The organism is Sagittula sp. NFXS13 (assembly GCF_040148795.1).
GTDB classification, from domain to species: Bacteria; Pseudomonadota; Alphaproteobacteria; order Rhodobacterales; family Rhodobacteraceae; genus Sagittula; species Sagittula marina.
Genome location: NZ_JAGEMH010000017.1, coordinates 50,421 through 67,355 on the forward strand (window position 1 = coordinate 50,421; position 16,935 = coordinate 67,355).

General features: G+C 60.3%; 18 protein-coding genes, 1 tRNA gene and 1 riboswitch. Of the genes, 18 read left to right on the forward strand and 1 reads right to left on the reverse strand.

The window, feature by feature from the left end; translation table 11 throughout:
- The first annotated feature begins 65 nt into the window (after positions 1–65).
- The 14 genes from J4E08_RS21035 to J4E08_RS21100 all read left to right on the forward strand — a co-directional run bounded on the left by J4E08_RS21035 (position 66) and on the right by J4E08_RS21100 (position 13,561).
- On the forward strand, positions 66–665 hold the full coding sequence (locus J4E08_RS21035) for an OmpA family protein (protein ID WP_183969425.1): 600 nt from the start codon (positions 66–68) through the stop codon (positions 663–665).
- A gap of 12 nt (positions 666–677) precedes the next feature.
- The gene (locus J4E08_RS21040; RefSeq protein ID WP_183969427.1) at positions 678–1,001 is read left to right on the forward strand and encodes a hypothetical protein; all 324 of its coding nucleotides are present in this window, start codon (positions 678–680) and stop codon (positions 999–1,001) included.
- 188 nt (positions 1,002–1,189) lie between these two features.
- Positions 1,190–2,161 carry a PhoH family protein gene (locus J4E08_RS21045; protein ID WP_349540156.1) on the forward strand — a complete coding sequence of 324 codons (972 nt, stop codon included), beginning with the start codon at positions 1,190–1,192 and terminating at the stop codon, positions 2,159–2,161.
- Positions 2,162–2,409: 248 nt separating this feature from the next.
- Entirely contained in the window at positions 2,410–4,254 is a 1,845-nt protein-coding gene (locus tag J4E08_RS21050; protein ID WP_349540157.1) for a PIG-L family deacetylase, read from the forward strand.
- Between the two features lie 39 nt (positions 4,255–4,293).
- The gene (ybeY, locus tag J4E08_RS21055; RefSeq protein WP_349540158.1) at positions 4,294–4,818 is read left to right on the forward strand and encodes an rRNA maturation RNase YbeY; all 525 of its coding nucleotides are present in this window, start codon (positions 4,294–4,296) and stop codon (positions 4,816–4,818) included.
- Positions 4,819–4,831: 13 nt separating this feature from the next.
- On the forward strand, positions 4,832–5,845 hold the full coding sequence (locus tag J4E08_RS21060) for a hemolysin family protein (protein WP_349540172.1): 1,014 nt from the start codon (positions 4,832–4,834) through the stop codon (positions 5,843–5,845).
- A gap of 4 nt (positions 5,846–5,849) precedes the next feature.
- On the forward strand, positions 5,850–7,406 hold the full coding sequence (gene lnt, locus J4E08_RS21065; RefSeq protein WP_349540159.1) for an apolipoprotein N-acyltransferase: 1,557 nt from the start codon (positions 5,850–5,852) through the stop codon (positions 7,404–7,406).
- A gap of 31 nt (positions 7,407–7,437) precedes the next feature.
- A riboswitch (SAM-SAH riboswitch) is annotated at positions 7,438–7,485 on the forward strand.
- 5 nt (positions 7,486–7,490) lie between these two features.
- Positions 7,491–8,669, forward strand: coding sequence for a methionine adenosyltransferase (gene metK, locus J4E08_RS21070; RefSeq protein WP_183969436.1), 1,179 nt, complete (start codon positions 7,491–7,493; stop codon positions 8,667–8,669).
- Positions 8,670–8,777: 108 nt separating this feature from the next.
- Positions 8,778–9,533 (forward strand): dienelactone hydrolase family protein, encoded by a 756-nt coding sequence (locus J4E08_RS21075; protein WP_349540160.1) that lies wholly within the window; start codon positions 8,778–8,780, stop codon positions 9,531–9,533.
- Between the two features lie 303 nt (positions 9,534–9,836).
- A complete protein-coding gene (gene trmB, locus J4E08_RS21080; RefSeq protein WP_349540161.1) occupies positions 9,837–10,550 on the forward strand; it encodes a tRNA (guanine(46)-N(7))-methyltransferase TrmB in 714 nt (237 codons plus the stop codon).
- 161 nt (positions 10,551–10,711) lie between these two features.
- Entirely contained in the window at positions 10,712–10,915 is a 204-nt protein-coding gene (locus J4E08_RS21085; protein ID WP_349540162.1) for a hypothetical protein, read from the forward strand.
- A gap of 126 nt (positions 10,916–11,041) precedes the next feature.
- The gene (gene aroA / locus J4E08_RS21090) at positions 11,042–12,385 is read left to right on the forward strand and encodes a 3-phosphoshikimate 1-carboxyvinyltransferase (protein WP_183969440.1); all 1,344 of its coding nucleotides are present in this window, start codon (positions 11,042–11,044) and stop codon (positions 12,383–12,385) included.
- Positions 12,382–12,894, forward strand: coding sequence for a hypothetical protein (locus tag J4E08_RS21095; RefSeq protein WP_349540163.1), 513 nt, complete (start codon positions 12,382–12,384; stop codon positions 12,892–12,894). Before aroA ends, J4E08_RS21095 begins: the two co-directional genes overlap by 4 nt.
- 55 nt (positions 12,895–12,949) lie before the next feature.
- The gene (locus J4E08_RS21100; RefSeq protein ID WP_349540164.1) at positions 12,950–13,561 is read left to right on the forward strand and encodes a (d)CMP kinase; all 612 of its coding nucleotides are present in this window, start codon (positions 12,950–12,952) and stop codon (positions 13,559–13,561) included.
- Positions 13,562–13,617: 56 nt separating this feature from the next.
- On the opposite strand, the gene J4E08_RS21105 is transcribed toward J4E08_RS21100, so the two are convergent.
- On the reverse strand, positions 13,618–14,643 hold the full coding sequence (locus tag J4E08_RS21105) for a LacI family DNA-binding transcriptional regulator (RefSeq protein WP_349540165.1): 1,026 nt from the start codon (positions 14,641–14,643) through the stop codon (positions 13,618–13,620).
- Between the two features lie 326 nt (positions 14,644–14,969).
- Between J4E08_RS21105 and J4E08_RS21110 the strand changes: the two genes are divergently transcribed.
- From J4E08_RS21110 to J4E08_RS21125, 4 genes are all read left to right on the forward strand, one after another.
- A tRNA-Arg gene (locus J4E08_RS21110) sits at positions 14,970–15,046 on the forward strand.
- Positions 15,047–15,270: 224 nt separating this feature from the next.
- Positions 15,271–16,056: a hypothetical protein gene (locus J4E08_RS21115; protein WP_349540166.1), complete on the forward strand. Its 786-nt coding sequence runs from the start codon at positions 15,271–15,273 to the stop codon at positions 16,054–16,056.
- 41 nt (positions 16,057–16,097) lie between these two features.
- Entirely contained in the window at positions 16,098–16,526 is a 429-nt protein-coding gene (locus J4E08_RS21120; protein WP_349540167.1) for a plasmid mobilization protein, read from the forward strand.
- Positions 16,520–16,813, forward strand: a complete 294-nt coding sequence (locus J4E08_RS21125; RefSeq protein ID WP_349540168.1) for a hypothetical protein — start codon at positions 16,520–16,522, stop codon at positions 16,811–16,813. The genes J4E08_RS21120 and J4E08_RS21125 overlap by 7 nt, the downstream gene beginning before the upstream one ends.
- Positions 16,814–16,935 lie beyond the last annotated feature (122 nt).

Genomic DNA, 16,935 nt, shown 5'->3' on the forward strand with positions numbered 1-16,935 from the left:
ATTAGCGCGGCCCGCTGCCAATTTGGAGCCGCGTTGGGGGAAACAACAGTTAAGGGACAGAGCCTGTGGCGACACGTATCACCAAGGCCCTCAGCGCAATTGCGCTGACAGCTCTCGCATGTCTGACGGCGGCCGCACCGGCCGTTGCAGCTGGGGCCGAGCATAACGAAGCATTTATTTCAACTCAGAACACCCGTACAGTTCGCGGTGAGCAGTATATTCCTGGCATTTGGGTCGATCCCGATGGCTGCGAACACTGGGTTATGGACGATGGCGTCGAAGGCTACATGAGCCCGCACGTCGATCGTAAGGGTATCCCGCAATGCCACCGTTCCAACACTTGCGGCGTGATGAACACTGACCAGTTCTTTGCCACTGACAGCTACAAAATCTCACCCGCCGGCAAGGCGCGGATCGCGGACTTCTTCCGCTCCTCACCTGCTGTTGGCTATGTGATTGCCGGTCACACAGACAGCCGCGCCAGCGATGAGTACAACATCAAGCTGTCCTATAACCGTGCCTTGGCTGTGGCGAAAATCGCGCGCAGTGTCGGCGCGAACATCACCGATGTGCGCGGTTATGGCGAACGTATGCCCGTGGCGTCGAACGCTTCCACCACTGGCATGGCGAAGAACCGCCGTGTCGAAATCATCTGCTTTCAGTAAAAGGTCCGAGACATGAAAATTGCAAAACTCGCCCTGATGCTGACCGCTGGCGCACTGCTCGCCGGCTGTGAGCTGGCAGACGGTGTCGGCGCCTACGGTCCGGACAAATCCATCGACCGCGGCATCGACAGTGATGATCTGTCCAGCATGCGCGCTGGTATCTGGGTTGACCCGAACGGCTGTGACCACTGGATCATCGACGACGGCGTCGAAGGTTATCTCTCTGCCCGTCTCGACAAGTACGGCAAGCCGGTCTGCTCGGGGATAGCCCCGCCGACCACTGCCGTCGGTAATTTCAAGCAGGGTTCGACAAGCATCATCGGCGACCCCCTCTGATCTTAACCGGATCGCGACATCGTGACAGCCGTCCCACCCGGGGCGGCTGTCTCTTTTTGGGCAGATGTGTTTCAGAGCGATGACAAATGCAGCGGGCCCCTTGCGTTGGACAAGGCAACGCGGCACCATATCTGGAGTAGGGAGCGACGGCCCCTCCGGTCTTCGCAACACTCGCGCAGGAGAGCGTATTGAGCACTGGCCTTTTGACCGAAGCCATCCTTGAATTTCCCGACAACCGATTGTTGATCGATCTTTGTGGCGAATTCGATCGCAACCTTACCGACATCGAAGCGCGCACCGGGGTGCAGATCCTGCGCCGTGGCAACCAGCTTGCGGTGCACGGCCCCGAAGATGCGGTGAGCGGTGCCCGTGAGGTGCTTGAAGCGCTGTATGACCGATTGGAAAACGGTCGTGCGGTGGAACGTGGCGACATCGACCGGGAGTTCCGTCTGCAAGACCATGAAGAGCCCGACGAGCAGCTTGAGATGTTCACCGGCGGCAAGGTCGAGATCAAGACCCGGAAGAAGCTGATCGAGCCACGCACGGACGCGCAGAAGGCCTATGTCAGGTCGCTGTTCGAGAATGAGATGGCGTTCGGGATCGGGCCAGCAGGCACCGGCAAAACCTATCTTGCCGTTGCCGTTGGCGTGAACATGCTGATTACCGGCGCGGTGGACAAAATCATTCTGTGTCGTCCGGCGGTCGAGGCGGGCGAACGGCTTGGCTTTCTGCCTGGCACGCAGGAGGAAAAGGTTGATCCCTATATGCAGCCGCTTCTGGATGCTCTGAACGACTTCCTGCCTGGCAAGCAACAAGCGAAAATGCGCGAAGAAAAGACGATCGAGATCGCTCCGCTGGCCTTCATGCGCGGTCGGACCTTGTCGAATGCGTTCGTGGTTCTCGACGAGGCGCAGAACGCCACGACCATGCAGATGAAGATGTTCCTGACGAGGTTGGGCGAAGGGTCGCGCATGGTCATCACCGGCGACCGCACACAGACCGACCTGCCGCGTGGCGTGCCGTCGGGACTTGCCGATGCGGAACGTCTGTTGTCCCATGTGCCGGGAATATCGTTCAATTACTTCACGGCAAAGGATGTTGTCCGTCACCCGCTGGTCGCCGCGATCATCGAAGCCTATGAGGGCGACACGCAGGCGTAATATGCTACTCTTAAACGGCAATGCGCCTCTGCCTGACGGGTGGGGGCGCAAGTCGTTTCAATAGGGATGATTCGGTTTCCCGATAGCATTGTTGCCGTGCCGGCGACGGTTGGCCGAAATGTGGTGGGCTGTCCTCATTTTTCTTAGATTTTCCGTGTCAGGCTGACGTTATTATCAGTCTTGGTAAATTTGCGGTACTATCCTTGCGTGTAGGGCTCAATTTCAGAGCCTCATCGGAGGATCTGCTCATGCCGGAATTGTCTAGAGGAGGCGCGGTCTCCATCGTCGCCCATCAGGACGACGACATCTTGTTCATGAACCCGGACATTGACGCGAGCCTCTCAGCGGGGGAGGCGAACACCACCATATTTGTGACCGCAGGAGACGCGGGGCTTGGGCCGGCGTATTGGGGCGGACGGGAAGACGGTGCAAAGGCCGCCTATTCTGTGATGACTGGCGTGGATACATGGGTGGACGAGGCGATTCAGCTCGACATCAACGGCCGCAGCATCGAGGTCGTGAGCAGCCATCCCGAAGGTCTCTCTGATGTGCGTCTCTACTTTCTGCGGTTGCCGGATGGCGGGGGGTCATTGACGCCCGACCAAGAGCAGCAGCTCGCCCGCCTTGAAGAGGGAACGCTGAACACTGTGACCGCCGTCGACGAGAGCGTCACATACACTCGCGCCGATTTGGTGGAGACGCTGACTGCGCTCCTCGACCTGCATGCTCCAACGCAGGTGCGCCTGCAAATCGCCGATGGCGACAATGCTGTGGGCGAGCATACCGACCACGTCAACGTCACCGAATTCGCGGAAGAAGCTTTGGCGGGCTATGACGCCGACAGTTTCACCGTGACACAGTATGTGCAGTACGCCTCAAAGGATATGCCGGCCAATTTGTCTGAGGCTGAGGCCGACCGGACGCTCGCTATTATGGAGGCTTATGCCGAGCACGACCCGGGAGTTTGGGAAAGCGACGGAACGCTGTCGAAGGTCTATCTCGACTGGACCGGTCGGCAATATGTGGACCGTGTGACCGAGGTCGATCCTGACACCCCGTGGACCCTGGCAGATCCGGTTGTCGAGGCGCCGGACGAACCAGCCGGGCCGGCGGAGGGCGGGGGAGGCTATGAAGTGGCCGGACCCGATGGGTTCCTGTTCAATATCGGCAGTACCGGAGCGATTACGCCAAAGGACTGGTTCGTGCCCTCGCAGAGCGACGCGTGGGATCAAAATAGCGATTATATCTACGAGGTGACGCGGGTCTTCGTGGCAGATGACGGCACACGTACGGAAGAAACGCTGCTCTTTGAGACAGTGGCGGAGGGTCAGTTGGCGCCTGTTGCAGACGATCCGGCTGATCCCGACCCGATCCCCCCTGTCCCTGTGGAACCGGAGCCGGGAGGGCCTGACCCCGTGGACCCTACGATGCCCCTTGGCAACGTGGTGTACAGCCTTGAGGGCGAGGACAGCTTCCTGTTTACCATCGACGCCAACAGCGGAGAGATTGCGCCTGAAGCGTGGTTCACACCTTCCCTTGACGATGCCTGGGACCACGATGAGGATCACGTCTACCAAGTGACCCGCGTCGCAACCGATGAGAACGGAACGACTGTAACGGAGGATCTGACCTTTGAAACAACAGCGGAAGGTCTGGTGAGTCTGACGAGCGACGCGCCTGCCGACCCGATTTCCAATCCAGACCCTGCGGAGCCGCAACCAGATCCTGAGCCGGACCCAGCGCCAGACAGCGGAATAGATTTCTTCAGTCTTGCGGGTGAAGATTCACAATTGTTCACCATCGACAGGGCCACCGGAGAGGTGGATACACAAGACTGGTTCACGCCCACACGCGACGACGCATGGGACCGCGACGAGGATCATTTCTATGAGATCACCCGCGTCACCCACTTCGAAACGGGCGAGGAGGCCGAAGAGTCGCTGACCTTCGAGACCCGCGCTGACGACAGTTTTGTCCAGGTGCCAAGCGAAGGTGGCGCGGCGCTTATGGCGTTGTTGTCATTGCCGGGCGACGGCGACTTGCCGCCGGACCAAATCGAAGCAGAGATGGAAGTCATGGACCCGATTGAGTAAAGTGGGTAGCACGGGCGCTGCTACAGTCCGGAGACCGACATGCTGACAGAAACCCTCTGCGAAGACGACCGCTGGCAGGCCGCGGGCCTTGACCGTCTGGCAGAGCGTGCCGCGTTGGCGACGCTGCGGCATCTGGGATTCGATCCCGAGGCGTTCGAGATCGCGGTTCTGGGGTCCGATGACACACGGATCGCGGTGTTGAACGCAGATTTTCGGGACAAGCCCCGCGCGACCAATGTTCTGTCTTGGCCATCAGAGGATTTGGCAGCGGACGAAGCGGGTGAAGCGCCATTCGCGCCAGAGCCGGAATTGGAAGGCGAGCCGCATCATCTGGGCGATCTGGCGCTTGCGTATGACACCTGCGCGCGGGAAGCCGCCGAACAGCACAAGCCTGAGAGTGACCACGTGACGCATTTATTGGTTCACGGGGTTTTACATCTTCTGGGGTATGACCATATCCGTGATGCAGATGCCACGCTAATGGAAGGGTTTGAGGTCGAGATACTTGGCAATCTCGGTCTGAAAGACCCATATAGGGAGATCGATGGGCCACATGGCTCGTGACTGGTATGGATTGATGGGCGACAACGACGATTCGTCTAATGCGGCGCGTAGCGCGCTAATGGATGTAAACGGCCACGACGATGGCCAACTGACAGAGCAAGGCGGCTTCTTGAGCCGAATCTTCGGGCGTTCGCCGCGCGAAGAAGAAGATGAGGACGGCGAGCTCATGTCACGAAGCGAAACAGGTGCACCTGTGCAGACTCATGGCATGGTGAACCTCCGCCGGATGCGGGTTGAGGATGTGTCCATCCCCAAGGCAGACATCGTCGCGGTTCCTGATACAATCACGAAGGACGATCTGGTGCAGGTTTTCCGCGAAAGCGGCATGACCCGGTTGCCTGTCTATGAAAACACGCTCGACACACCCGTGGGTATGGCTCACCTGAAGGACTTCGCCTTGGCCTATGGCTTCAACGGCGAGAGCGATGACTTCAATCTTCGCGAAATGCTACGGCCTTTGTTGTATGTGCCGCCGTCCATGCCGATCGGCGTTCTGCTGACGAAAATGCAGACGGAGCGTCGGCATATGGCGCTGGTGATCGACGAATACGGGGGCACTGATGGCCTGGTGACGATTGAGGATCTGATTGAGCAAGTCATCGGCGAGATCGAGGACGAGCACGACACCGACGATGATCAGACATGGGTGAAGGAACGTCCCGGCTGCTGGCTGGCGCTCGCCAAGACCCCGTTGGAGGAATTCGAGGCCGAGCTGGGCTTTGATCTGACCCAGCACGAGGATATCGACGAGGAAGAGATCGACACGCTGGGCGGTCTTATTTTCATGCTGGCGGGCCGAGTGCCTGCGCGCGGAGAGATGGTGCGCCATCCTGCCGGGGTCGAGCTGGAGGTGGTGGACGCCGATCCTCGTCGGATCAAGCGGCTACGCGTCCGCCTGCCGGGGACCACACGTGCTGCCGCGCGCGCTGGGGCGGAGGCCTCTCAAACCCCTGTTCCGCAAGAGCCGCAATCCTCCGCACAGCTGACAGAACCGCAGTCGAGCGGCAGCACCGCAGGTCGCGACTAACCCTATGCCCGAGCCGCGCCTCTTTGCGCTGCCGCGCTGGGCGCGCTTGCCCTTGGCGCTCGGCGCAGGCGTTGCCATGGGCAGCGCCGCCGCCCCTTGGGACATGTGGTACCTCGCTTTCGTCGGACTGGTCGGGGCGTTCTGGCTGTTTCAGGTCGCGCCCCGCGGCGTTCAGGCGGCAGGCACCGGCTGGATGGTCGGTCTTGGATATTTCGGCTTTTCCATGGGCTGGATTGTCGAGCCCTTTATGGTCGACGCAGCAGAGACAGGCTGGATGGCGCCCTTTGGTCTTTTCGGCTTGGCAGGTGGACTGGCGCTGTTCTGGGCGCTGGCGTTCTGGGGTGCAGCGCAGGTTCCGCGCCGAGGGGTAGCGGCATTGGTGTTGGCATGGACCGCTGCGGAATTGGCGCGCGGCTATGTTCTGACAGGCTTCCCGTGGGGGCTCGTGGGTTACATGTGGCTTCCGGTGTCGCCCGTTCAGTGGGTGTCGGTCGTCGGTCCATATGGCTTGACATTCTTCACCTTCAGCGCTGCGGCGCTGCTGGGGGTTGCCATTCCGTGCCGGGTCATCGGAGCGCCGCGCGCTTTGCCAGCGATCCTTGGGGCGACTGTGCTGCTGGTGCTTTTTGGGGGCGGTACGGCGCTGACACCACCGTTGCAGGATTTGGATGGGCGGCCCATCGTGCGGCTGCTCCAACCGAACGCACCGCAGCATCTGAAATGGCGGCGCGACATGGTGCCGGTGTATTACCAGCGCCAGATGGATTTCACAGCTGCGCGTCCGGAAGGCGCACCCGCGCCTGATCTTATCGTCTGGCCGGAAACCGCATTGCCCATGCTGCTGCATCAGGCGGGAGATGCGCTTGGCACGCTGAGCCAATTGGCGGGTGACGCGCAAGTGGTTGTGGGCCTTCAGCGTGAGGACGAGGGGCGCTGGTACAATACGCTTGCGCTAATGGGGCCGGGTGGGCAACTCAAACACGTTTACGACAAGCATCACTTGGTGCCGTTCGGAGAGTACATGCCTGCCAAGGCGCTGTTTTCCCGCCTCAATATCGCCGGTTTGGCAGCGCGGGCCGAAGGCGGATACACATCCGGCAGTGGCCCGGAACTGTTGGACCTTGGCGCCTTGGGGCGAGCCTTGCCATTGATCTGCTACGAGGCGGTCTTCCCCCAAGATGTGCGAGACGCACCTGCGCGGCCCGAGATGTTGCTGCAAATTACCAATGATGCGTGGTTCGGGGATTACTCCGGCCCCTACCAGCACCTTGCACAGGCGCGCATCCGTGCCATTGAGCAGGGGCTGCCAATGCTCCGTGCCGCCAACACCGGCGTATCAGCGGTGATCGACGGGGCAGGACGCATTCTAGAGGAACTTCCCTTAAATGAGGCGGGGTATCTCGATGCGCGGTTGCCTCCACCTATGCGTGTGACGGCATACAGCAGGCACGGTGATTTGCCTGTTCTTGTAATGCTTTTCCTCCTCACCGGTCTTCTTCTGCGTGCGTTGCGACGAGAGCGAGCGGAGAAATCCGTTGACCGAGACAGTTCCCGAGCGTAGGCCAATTGAAGGCCGGTTCCCGGTCCAACAATCTCCGTCACAACGGCTTCCTGGCGTGACGGTAAACACCAATGGAGCACCCCCATGTCCCGACAGAACTACGTTTTCACCTCCGAGTCCGTCTCGGAAGGGCATCCTGACAAGGTGTGTGACCGCATTTCCGATGCTGTGCTCGACGCCTTGCTGGCTGAGGATCCGCTGGCGCGTGTCGCCTGCGAAACCTTTGCCACCACGAACCGCGTGGTCATCGGCGGCGAGGTCGGCCTGACGGATCAGGCAAAACTGGCCGAATACATGGGCAAGATCGACGAGATCGCTCGTGCCTGCATCAAGGACATCGGCTACGAGCAGGAGAAGTTTCACCACGCGACGGTGGAAGTCACCAACCTGTTGCACGAACAGTCTGCGCATATCGCGCAGGGTGTCACGGGCGAGCAGGGTGACGAAGGCGCTGGTGATCAGGGCATCATGTTCGGCTACGCCACGAACGAAACCGACGCCATGATGCCCGCACCTATCCAGTTCAGCCATGCGATTCTGAAGCGCCTGGCGGAGGTGCGCAAGAACGGGACGGAACCGACACTTGGTCCCGATGCGAAATCTCAGCTGACCGTGCAATACAACGGGGGGAAGCCCGTGGGCGTGACCTCCATCGTTTTGTCGACGCAGCATCTGGACGAGAGCATGACAAGCGCCGATGTGCGTGCTGTTGTCGAGCCTTACATCCTCGAAGTGCTGCCAGAGGGCTGGGTGAACGCGGACACGATCTGGCATGTGAATCCCACGGGCAAATTCGTCATCGGCGGACCTGACGGGGACGCGGGTCTGACCGGTCGCAAGATCATCGTTGATACCTACGGTGGCGCAGCCCCGCACGGCGGCGGTGCATTTTCCGGCAAGGATCCGACCAAAGTGGACCGCTCAGCAGCCTATGTTTCGCGCTACCTTGCCAAGAACATCGTCGCGGCTGGCATGGCAGAGCGCGCAACGGTACAGCTGTCCTACGCAATCGGCGTGGCCAAGCCCTTGTCGATCTACGTCGACACCCACGGCACGGGCGAGGTGGACGCCGCCGCGATCGAGAGGGCGATCCCCAAAGTCATCGACCTTACGCCGCGCGGCATTCGTACGCATCTTGACATGAATAAGCCAATCTACGCACGCACGGCGGCCTACGGCCATTTTGGGCGCGCGCCGGAAGCAGACGGCGGGTTCTCTTGGGAGCGTACCGATCTGGCAGAGGCGCTCAAGAAAGCGATCTGACTCTTTTGAAAAACCAAAAGCGAAGGGCGCTCCGGGACAGGGGCGCCTTTTCTTTATGGGGTTGGCGCTAGCTTAGTGGATCACGGACAGACGCAAGGGAGATGCACCATGATCCGCCGTTTTACGACACCGACGCTCGCCGCCATTCTGCTGAGCGCAGGCACAGCGCAGGCAGAGATTTTTGCCGATTACCATCAGTACACCGTAGGCGACAAAACCTTTGAGGGGTACGTGGCCACCAACACCGCGATTGAGCCGAAGGGGACGGTGTTGATCGTCCATGACTGGGACGGCATGACGGAATACGAGGAGCGGCGCGCTGAAATGCTGGCGGAGTTGGGCTACACTGCTTTCGCCATTGATGTCTATGGAGCAGACGAAGATCCGCAAAGCACTGAGGAAAACCTGGCGCTGTCCGGCGCGCTTTACGAGGATCGGGAGACGTTCCGCGAAAGGCTGATGGGCTCCATCGCAGAGGCCGGGAATATTCCCGGTGCGACCGGTGGCATGGTCATGACCGGCTACTGTTTTGGCGGCGCGGCGGTTCTGGAAGCTGCGCGCGCTGGCGCGGACCTTGACGGTTTCGTCAGTTTCCACGGCGGGTTGGGCACCCCGGAAGGGCAGGATTACAGCCAGACCTCCGCCCCGGTGATGCTGTTCCACGGCTCTGCTGACCCTGTGTCGGGCATGGGTGAGCTGGCCGCGCTGCTTGACCAGTTGCAGGCGGCTGGGGTCGCGCATGGGGCAGAAGTTTTTGGCGGGGCGCGGCACAGCTTTACCGTATTTGGGTCAAACGACTATGATCTGGACGCCGACCAGGGGGCTTGGCAGGGTTTGCAGGGGTTTTTGCAAGCGAACCTTTGATTGGATCTTGGTTTTCCTCGGCCTGTTTCGGCCGGGGACAATCGTGGCAGCCGATTGGAGGACCAACCCGCTGAATTTTGCTGGCGCGCTTTCGGGCATGTGTGACCAGTCGATACAGCCGCTGGTGTGTCTAAACAGCCTTAGGCCTGACCGCGTGATCTTTGCGTATCAAATCACTCCAGTGATCGATCGTATCCTCGCCGCGGGCGGTAGGGGCGACAGCAATGGGTAGGTCTCCCCGAACGCACCTGATCGCACCCTGAGGGATTGCCCCGAAAAGCCTTGCGCGCTAAAGCCGCGCCCATGACCACGTCGAACAAGCACCCCGATGCCCCCTGGCGCAATTTCTATGGCCGGATCAGAGGCAAGACCATGAAAGCCTCGCAGGAGACTTACCTGCAGGAGGACCTTGATGCGCTTTCGCCGGGCGCGGTGGACTGGGACGTGAACCCGGACCGGCTTCCGCTGGACATTGAGGCGCTGACCGAGGGCAAGCCGCTTTGGCTGGAAATAGGCTTTGGCGGCGGGGAGCACCTTGTACATCAGGCCGTGACGTACCCCGGAGCCCATATCATCGGCTGCGAGCCCTATATGAATGGTGTCGCCATGCTGCTGGGCAAGATCCGGCAGTCAGAGGCAACCAACCTGAATGTGCATCCTGGCGATGTGCGCAATCTCTTCGATGTGCTGCCCACGGCCTGCCTCGACAAAGCATTTCTCCTGTATCCTGATCCGTGGCCGAAGAAGCGCCACCATCGTCGACGGTTTGTAACGCAAGAACATCTTGAGCCGCTGGCGCGGGTGCTGAAACCAGGTGCCGAGTTCCGGGTTGCCACCGATATACCTGACTACGTCCGTCAAACGCTGATCGAGGTGCCGAAGGCAGGTTTCGAGTGGCGCGCCGAGTGTCCTGAGGACTGGCGAACGCCTTGGTCCGACTGGATATCGACGCGCTACGAGCAAAAGGCGCTGCGTGAAGACCGCACTCCGCATTATCTGACCTTCCGTCGCCTCTGAGCCATACGCGGCACCCGCCGCCACTCGGGAGTGGTCCGCAAGAGCACCGCATGGTTCAAAGGCGGGGGGCTTTTGCGTATCGTCAGGCGACGGCGCAACGGCTGGTCAATCGCCCAAAGGCTCATAAACAGTAGAACGACTGGATCATGAGCGCGGGCAGATTGGAATTTACGATCGGCGACGGCATGGCTGCGCCAGCCAAGCGACAGCAGCGTATATTTAAAGACATATGTGAAGGTTCCGATGAGCCCGATGGCCATGTAAACATCGGTCGTCTGAAGGACGTCGAGCATTTGGCTCCCCTTGAACGAATGGTTGAAAATGAAATTGAAAGTCGCGCATTAAAAATGTGCTTGGTTGGATGATAATGCCCTCGCGTGCGGCGCAGCTTTTGATCTGACGTAACTCAGGGATTCCGGACGGCCTTAGGAGGCATGGACGCCAGCCCATGCGCGCGGTATCAGGCAGAAATGCTTTGACAGGAGGCCCGCATGTCCGCCCATGGTGACCCGATTCCGATGACCTCTCACCGCGCTGGTCCGCTGAACGGCGAGGCGCATGTGCCCGGCGACAAGTCGATTTCGCACCGTTCTCTGATCCTTGGCGCGATGACGATCGGCGAAACAAAGGTGACTGGCCTGCTCGAAGGTCAAGATGTTCTCGACACCGCCAAGGCGATGCAGGCCTTTGGCGCGCAGATCGAAAAAACGGGCGACACGTGGCATGTGCATGGCGTGGGTGTCGGCGGCTTCCTTGAGCCGGAGAACGTGATCGACTGCGGCAACTCCGGTACCGGTGTGCGGTTGATCATGGGGGCGATGGCGACGTCTCCGATCACGGCAACGTTTACCGGCGACGCCTCGCTGAACAAGCGTCCCATGGCACGCGTCACCGATCCGCTGGCGTTGTTCGGGGCTGTGGCGCATGGCCGCTCCGGCGGGCGTCTGCCCATGACCATCGTCGGGGCCCGTGATCCGTTGCCTGTTACATATACGACCCCGGTGCCGTCAGCGCAGGTGAAATCCGCTGTGCTTCTGGCCGGGCTGAACGCACCGGGTGAAACCGTGGTGATCGAACGCGAAGCCACCCGCGATCATTCCGAGCGTATGCTGGCGGGCTTTGGCGCGACGATCACCAGCGAGGACAGCCCCGAAGGCCGGGTCATCACGTTGCAGGGCCGCCCTGAGTTCACGCCGCAAACGATCATTGTGCCTCGTGACCCGTCCTCGGCAGCTTTCCCGGTCTGCGCGGCGCTGATTGTCGAAGGGTCAGACGTTCTGGTTCCAAACATCGGCCTGAATCCGACACGTGCCGGGCTGTTCTTTACACTGCAGGACATGGGCGCCGACCTGACCTTTGAAAATATGCGCGAGGAGGGGGGCGAACCTGTAGCTGACCTGCGGGCAAAGTTTTCTCCTGATCTCAAGGGGATCGAAGTCCCCGCAGAGCGCGCGGCCAGCATGATCGACGAATATCCGATCCTGTCGGTGGTCGCGGCCTTCGCCGAAGGCAAAACCCACATGCCCGGCGTGAAAGAGCTGCGCGTCAAGGAATCCGACCGCATTGATGCCATGGCGCGCGGCCTGCGCGGCGCAGGCCTGCAGGTGGACGAAGGCGAAGATTGGTGGACGGTGCACGGCCTTGGCCATGGGAATGTGCCGGGTGGCTATACTGCACAGACCTTTCTTGACCATCGCATCGCCATGGCATTTCTGATCCTTGGCATGAGCTCGAATAAGCCAATGTCGGTGGATGACGGCCAGCCCATCGCCACGTCCTTCCCGATTTTCGAAGGGCTGATGGGCGATCTCGGCGCACGCATCGAAAGAACATGATCCTTCGCCGCAAACCCCGCCTCTGCGCCGGATTGGGCGCTTTGGCAGTGTTTGCGGCGATGTCTGTCCTGTTGCATTACAAGATCGCGACGCTGACAGACGTGCACTTTCTCCCGCAGGTGTCGTGGGGCTACGACGAGGCTGCGCTGACCCAATTTGGCAGGGTACTGAGTGAAGCCGGACGAGGCGGCCTTTACCGAAACATTTTGCGGCTCGATCTGGTGTTCATGGGGTTGTGGGGGTTTTGGGTCGTGCGTGGGTTTCCCGCGCAGCGCACGCTTGGGTTGGCCGTTGCGGGGGCCGTCCTGGCCTTCGATCTGGCCGAGAACGTGCTCCTGCAAGAGGCGCTGGATTGGGCCATGGGCCGTAGCCTTCCGTCCGACATGGCGGCTTACCCGCAGCTTCTCGGCGCTGTGTCAATTTCTGTGATCACTCAAATCAAAATCGTGCTGTACACGTTGGTGACGGGTGCATTGCTCGTGAGGGATTTTCGCCAATGGCGACGCTGAGACTTCCCCTTTCGCACAGGCATTGCTAATCAGCACACCCGAGACGGAGGACGACATGAGCTTTGCAGTTGCTATTGACGGACCAGCAGCGAGCGGCAAGGGCACCATCGCCCGCGCTGTAGCGGCGCACTTCGGCTTTCTCCATCTGGATACGGGACTGCTGTACCGTGCTGTCGGGCGGCAGATGCTCGATGGCGTGGCACCGCTGAAAGCGGCCGAGATGTTGACACCTGACCGTCTGGATGACCCGTCTCTTCGGCATGCCGACGTGGCGCAAGCCGCATCAAAGGCTGCGGCAATCCCTGAGGTGCGCGCGGCCTTGGTGGATTTTCAACGTGCCTTCGCACGTCGCGATGGCGGTGCCGTTCTGGACGGGCGCGATATAGGCACCGTGATTTGTCCCGACGCCGAGGCAAAGCTTTTTGTGATTGCAGCGCCGGAAATTCGGGCCCACCGCCGCTGCGCTGAGCTGCGCGCCAGCGGGTTCGATGTGACCGAGGCTGAGGTGCTGGACGATTTGCGTGCCCGCGACGAACGGGACATGAATCGCGCCGATGCGCCGCTGAAGCCGGCGGAGGACGCGCTTATGCTCGACACGACCGAAATGAGCATTAGCGATGCGGTCGCAAAAGCGGTGGCTGTCATCGAAAAATTACGCGGCGCCTGACGCGTCTTTGCTTCTAAATTACCTCTAGGTCCGGGGCAGGGCACCAGCAGCGGCGTTCAGCGTCGCCGCAGTGTGTCGCCAAGCGTCAGCTTGGGAGTCAATTCCACCACTTTTTCCAATTCGGCGTTCGGATTTTCGACCCGTGCCGCAATGATTTCAGCCGCTTTGGTGCCGATCTCGGTGCGGCAAGCATCCATGGTGGCCAATTGTTTGGGCAGGCCGTCCAACAGTTCAACGCCGTTAAAACCCGCGAGCCCTATCTGGCCTGGCACATCGATCCCGGCATCAAGGCAGTGCAAAAGGCCACCTGCGGCGATCATGTCGTTTGAATAATATAGAAAATCCAGCTCAGGATCACGTTCCAGCATCGCCTTCGTTATCTCTCGACCTTTTGCCAAGGCAGATCCGCCGGAATAGAATTCGTGTTCGGCAATCTCGACGCCATGCTTTGCAAGCGCTTCGGTGAAGCCTTCGAACCGCTTTCTCGCGCGGTGGTCCAGTGGCATCTTCGTGCCCATGAAACCGATTCTCTGATAGCCTTGTTTGAGGATCGCCCGCGCCATTTCGCGTCCAGCGCGACGGTGCGAAATGCCGACAGCACTGTCGATGGGCGTACCGTCGGTGTCCATGATTTCCACCACTGGAATACCGCTGGCCTTGAGCATGGCGCGCGAGGCATCCGTATGCTCCAACCCGGCAACGATCACGCCAGACGGCCGCCACGATAGCATCTCGTAAAGGACCCGCTCTTCCTTCTCCGGCAGATAGTCCGTTACGCCGACCACTGGTTGCAACTCCGTCTCTTCCAACACGCGCGAGATGCCAGACATGACTTCGGGGAATACCATGTTGCGCAGCGAGGGGATGATCACAGCCACCAGGTTAACTCGTTGAGACGCAAGTGCTCCGGCGATCTTGTTTGGCACGTAGCCAAGCGCCTTTGCGGCCTCCAACACCTTCTCGCGTGTGGCTTGGCTGACATCTCCACGGTTGCGCAGCACACGGCTGACGGTCATCTCTGAAACGCCCGAAGCCTCGGATACGTCGCGCAGGGTAAGCGGGCGGTGATCGTCTGATGTCACGTTGGAGGCGTCCTTTTGTTTATTTGAAATCACGATACGCCGGGCCGCGCGATTAGTGCAAGTCACACGCGTGCCAGCGACAATTCACTGCGTTCATGCCAAGGTAGGCTTTGTGATAAGCGTTTCGTTGATTTGAATATTCGAATGGCGAATCCGATGACAAGCGTGGTAAACTTGGGTCAGTCGGTCGTTGTAGATGCTCCTACGCTCTGCTGAATAGTGCGGCCTGCTTCTATAAAGGATGTCAACGCCAAATCCGGCCTTGATTTTCTGAGCACTCTCCGACTACGGGTGAATACGAAGCGTTCATGCGAACAGTGCTAACTGGCCCCGTGGCTCAACTGGATAGAGCAGCCCCCTCCTAAGGGGCAGGTTGCAGGTTCGAATCCTGCCGGGGTCACCAAAAACACCTGAAAAATATGGCTTATTTGCAAGAGGTTCTGCCGTTGTTTGCAGAAAGTCCCGTGAGCTTTCGCGCCGAATTCTCCCGAAACGGCGGAAATCTCGTACAAAACCTGTACAAAATTCGCACGTCTTTGCGCCTTTGGGGGTCTTCCAATGAGCTGGCGGGTCGCGAACACATGCGCGGAACGGAGGTTCGGCAGCGCAACACGCAAGCAGATCATCATGTTCTTGGCCGATAAGGCGAGCGATGATGGTTCAGGCATCTGGTGTTCCAAAGGCACGATCCAGCGGCATACCGAGCTGGGGGAGACGACGGTTAAGCGGACCGTGCGGGAGTTTCTTAAAGAAGGCATCCTAGTCGAGACCGGCGCACGCACCTGCAAAAACGGTTTCACCGTCGTTTACCGGATTGATTTGACCAAGGTAGAGGCGTTGGAACCGACCGCAGAGCCGGAGATTGAGACGGGGTCCACAGTGGCCCCCGTCCAGACTGGACCCGGTACGGGGGCCACTGTGGCCGGGGTACCGGGGCCACCACGGCCCCCAAACCATCCTAAAACCATCCATAAACCACCTACGCGCAAGCGCGAGGCGGCGGCGGATGAAGAGGCTGAGAAAATTTTGGCAGCCTATCCGCCGGACCGGTTGCGTGACAAAGCGGCCTGCCTTGCCCAGATCGACGAGGCCATGAAGGAAGGGATCAGTCCGGAGGATTTGTTGCTAGCCGTCCAAGCCTACGCCACCGACAGCGCAGGTTTCACCCGCTCCAAGGTCTGCTTTTCCGACAACTGGTTTCAGTCGCGGCGTTGGCAGGCCTATGTCGAGAAGCAGGCGAAAGTCCGAGAAAACACAGCAACGCTGCAAGCCGATCACCATGCGCGGCTGGCCTGTTGGATCAGTGATCGCAGCCCAATGTGCAAACACATCACGGGCACCCAAGTGACGGCGTTGCTTGCCTCAAAGCTGGTGACGCAGGCCCAAATCAAAGCCGCAGGCCTCGGATCATGACCGTAACCGATCCCACTGAAGAGCAAACAGCAAGGCGACCCATGTCATACGCTGGCGCTGCTGACACGGGACCTTGCGAGGGGCGGCAGGCCTCCCCTTCGAACCCCACCGGCGCGGGAAAAGCCCGCACCAAAGAACCGCTGACCGAGACGTTTGTCTTTCGGTGCAGCGCCGCAGAAAAGGCCCTGTTGCGCGCCAAGGCCGAGGCCGCTGGCTTGCCCGCTGCGACACTTCTGCGCGAGGCGCTTGGCCTGACCGAGGCGCGCCGTCGCAAGCCCATCCCCCGCGTTGATCCCGCCCTGATACTGGCTGTCGGGCGCATCGGGGGCAACCTTAACCAGATTGCTCGGTGGCTGAACCGCGCGATGCTCGCGGGCCGCGTTGATCTTGACGCGCTGACCGTTGCCCGTCGCCTGCTGACAATCGAACGCCAGCTTGCCCAAATCATCGAGGCCGCGCGCCGATGCTGATCAAGTTCTTCCGCAACGGCAAAGGCACGGGTGCTGGTCCCGTCGGCTACCTCGTGGCGGACAAGGTGCTGGCCTACGACGACAACCGCGACTTGATCCGCGATGCCGACGGCCAGCCGGTGACTGTCACGCGCGAACCCTTGCCAGAGGTTTTGCGCGGCAACCCTGACCGCACCGAGGCCCTGATCGACGCCAGCCGCCACCAGTGGACCTACCGCGCGGGGGTGATCAGCTTTGCCGCCGAGGATGCCCCGACCGAGGAGCAGCAAGCCGAGGTCATGGTGTGAACGGCGGAGCAATACTGGGCCACGGTAGCGGCGGCACAGTGCGGTCGCGGGCGGCGTAAAAGTCGGCCACTTTTGCCCTTTCATTCGATGGGAGGGCTTGGGGATTTTCACCGTGGATTTGT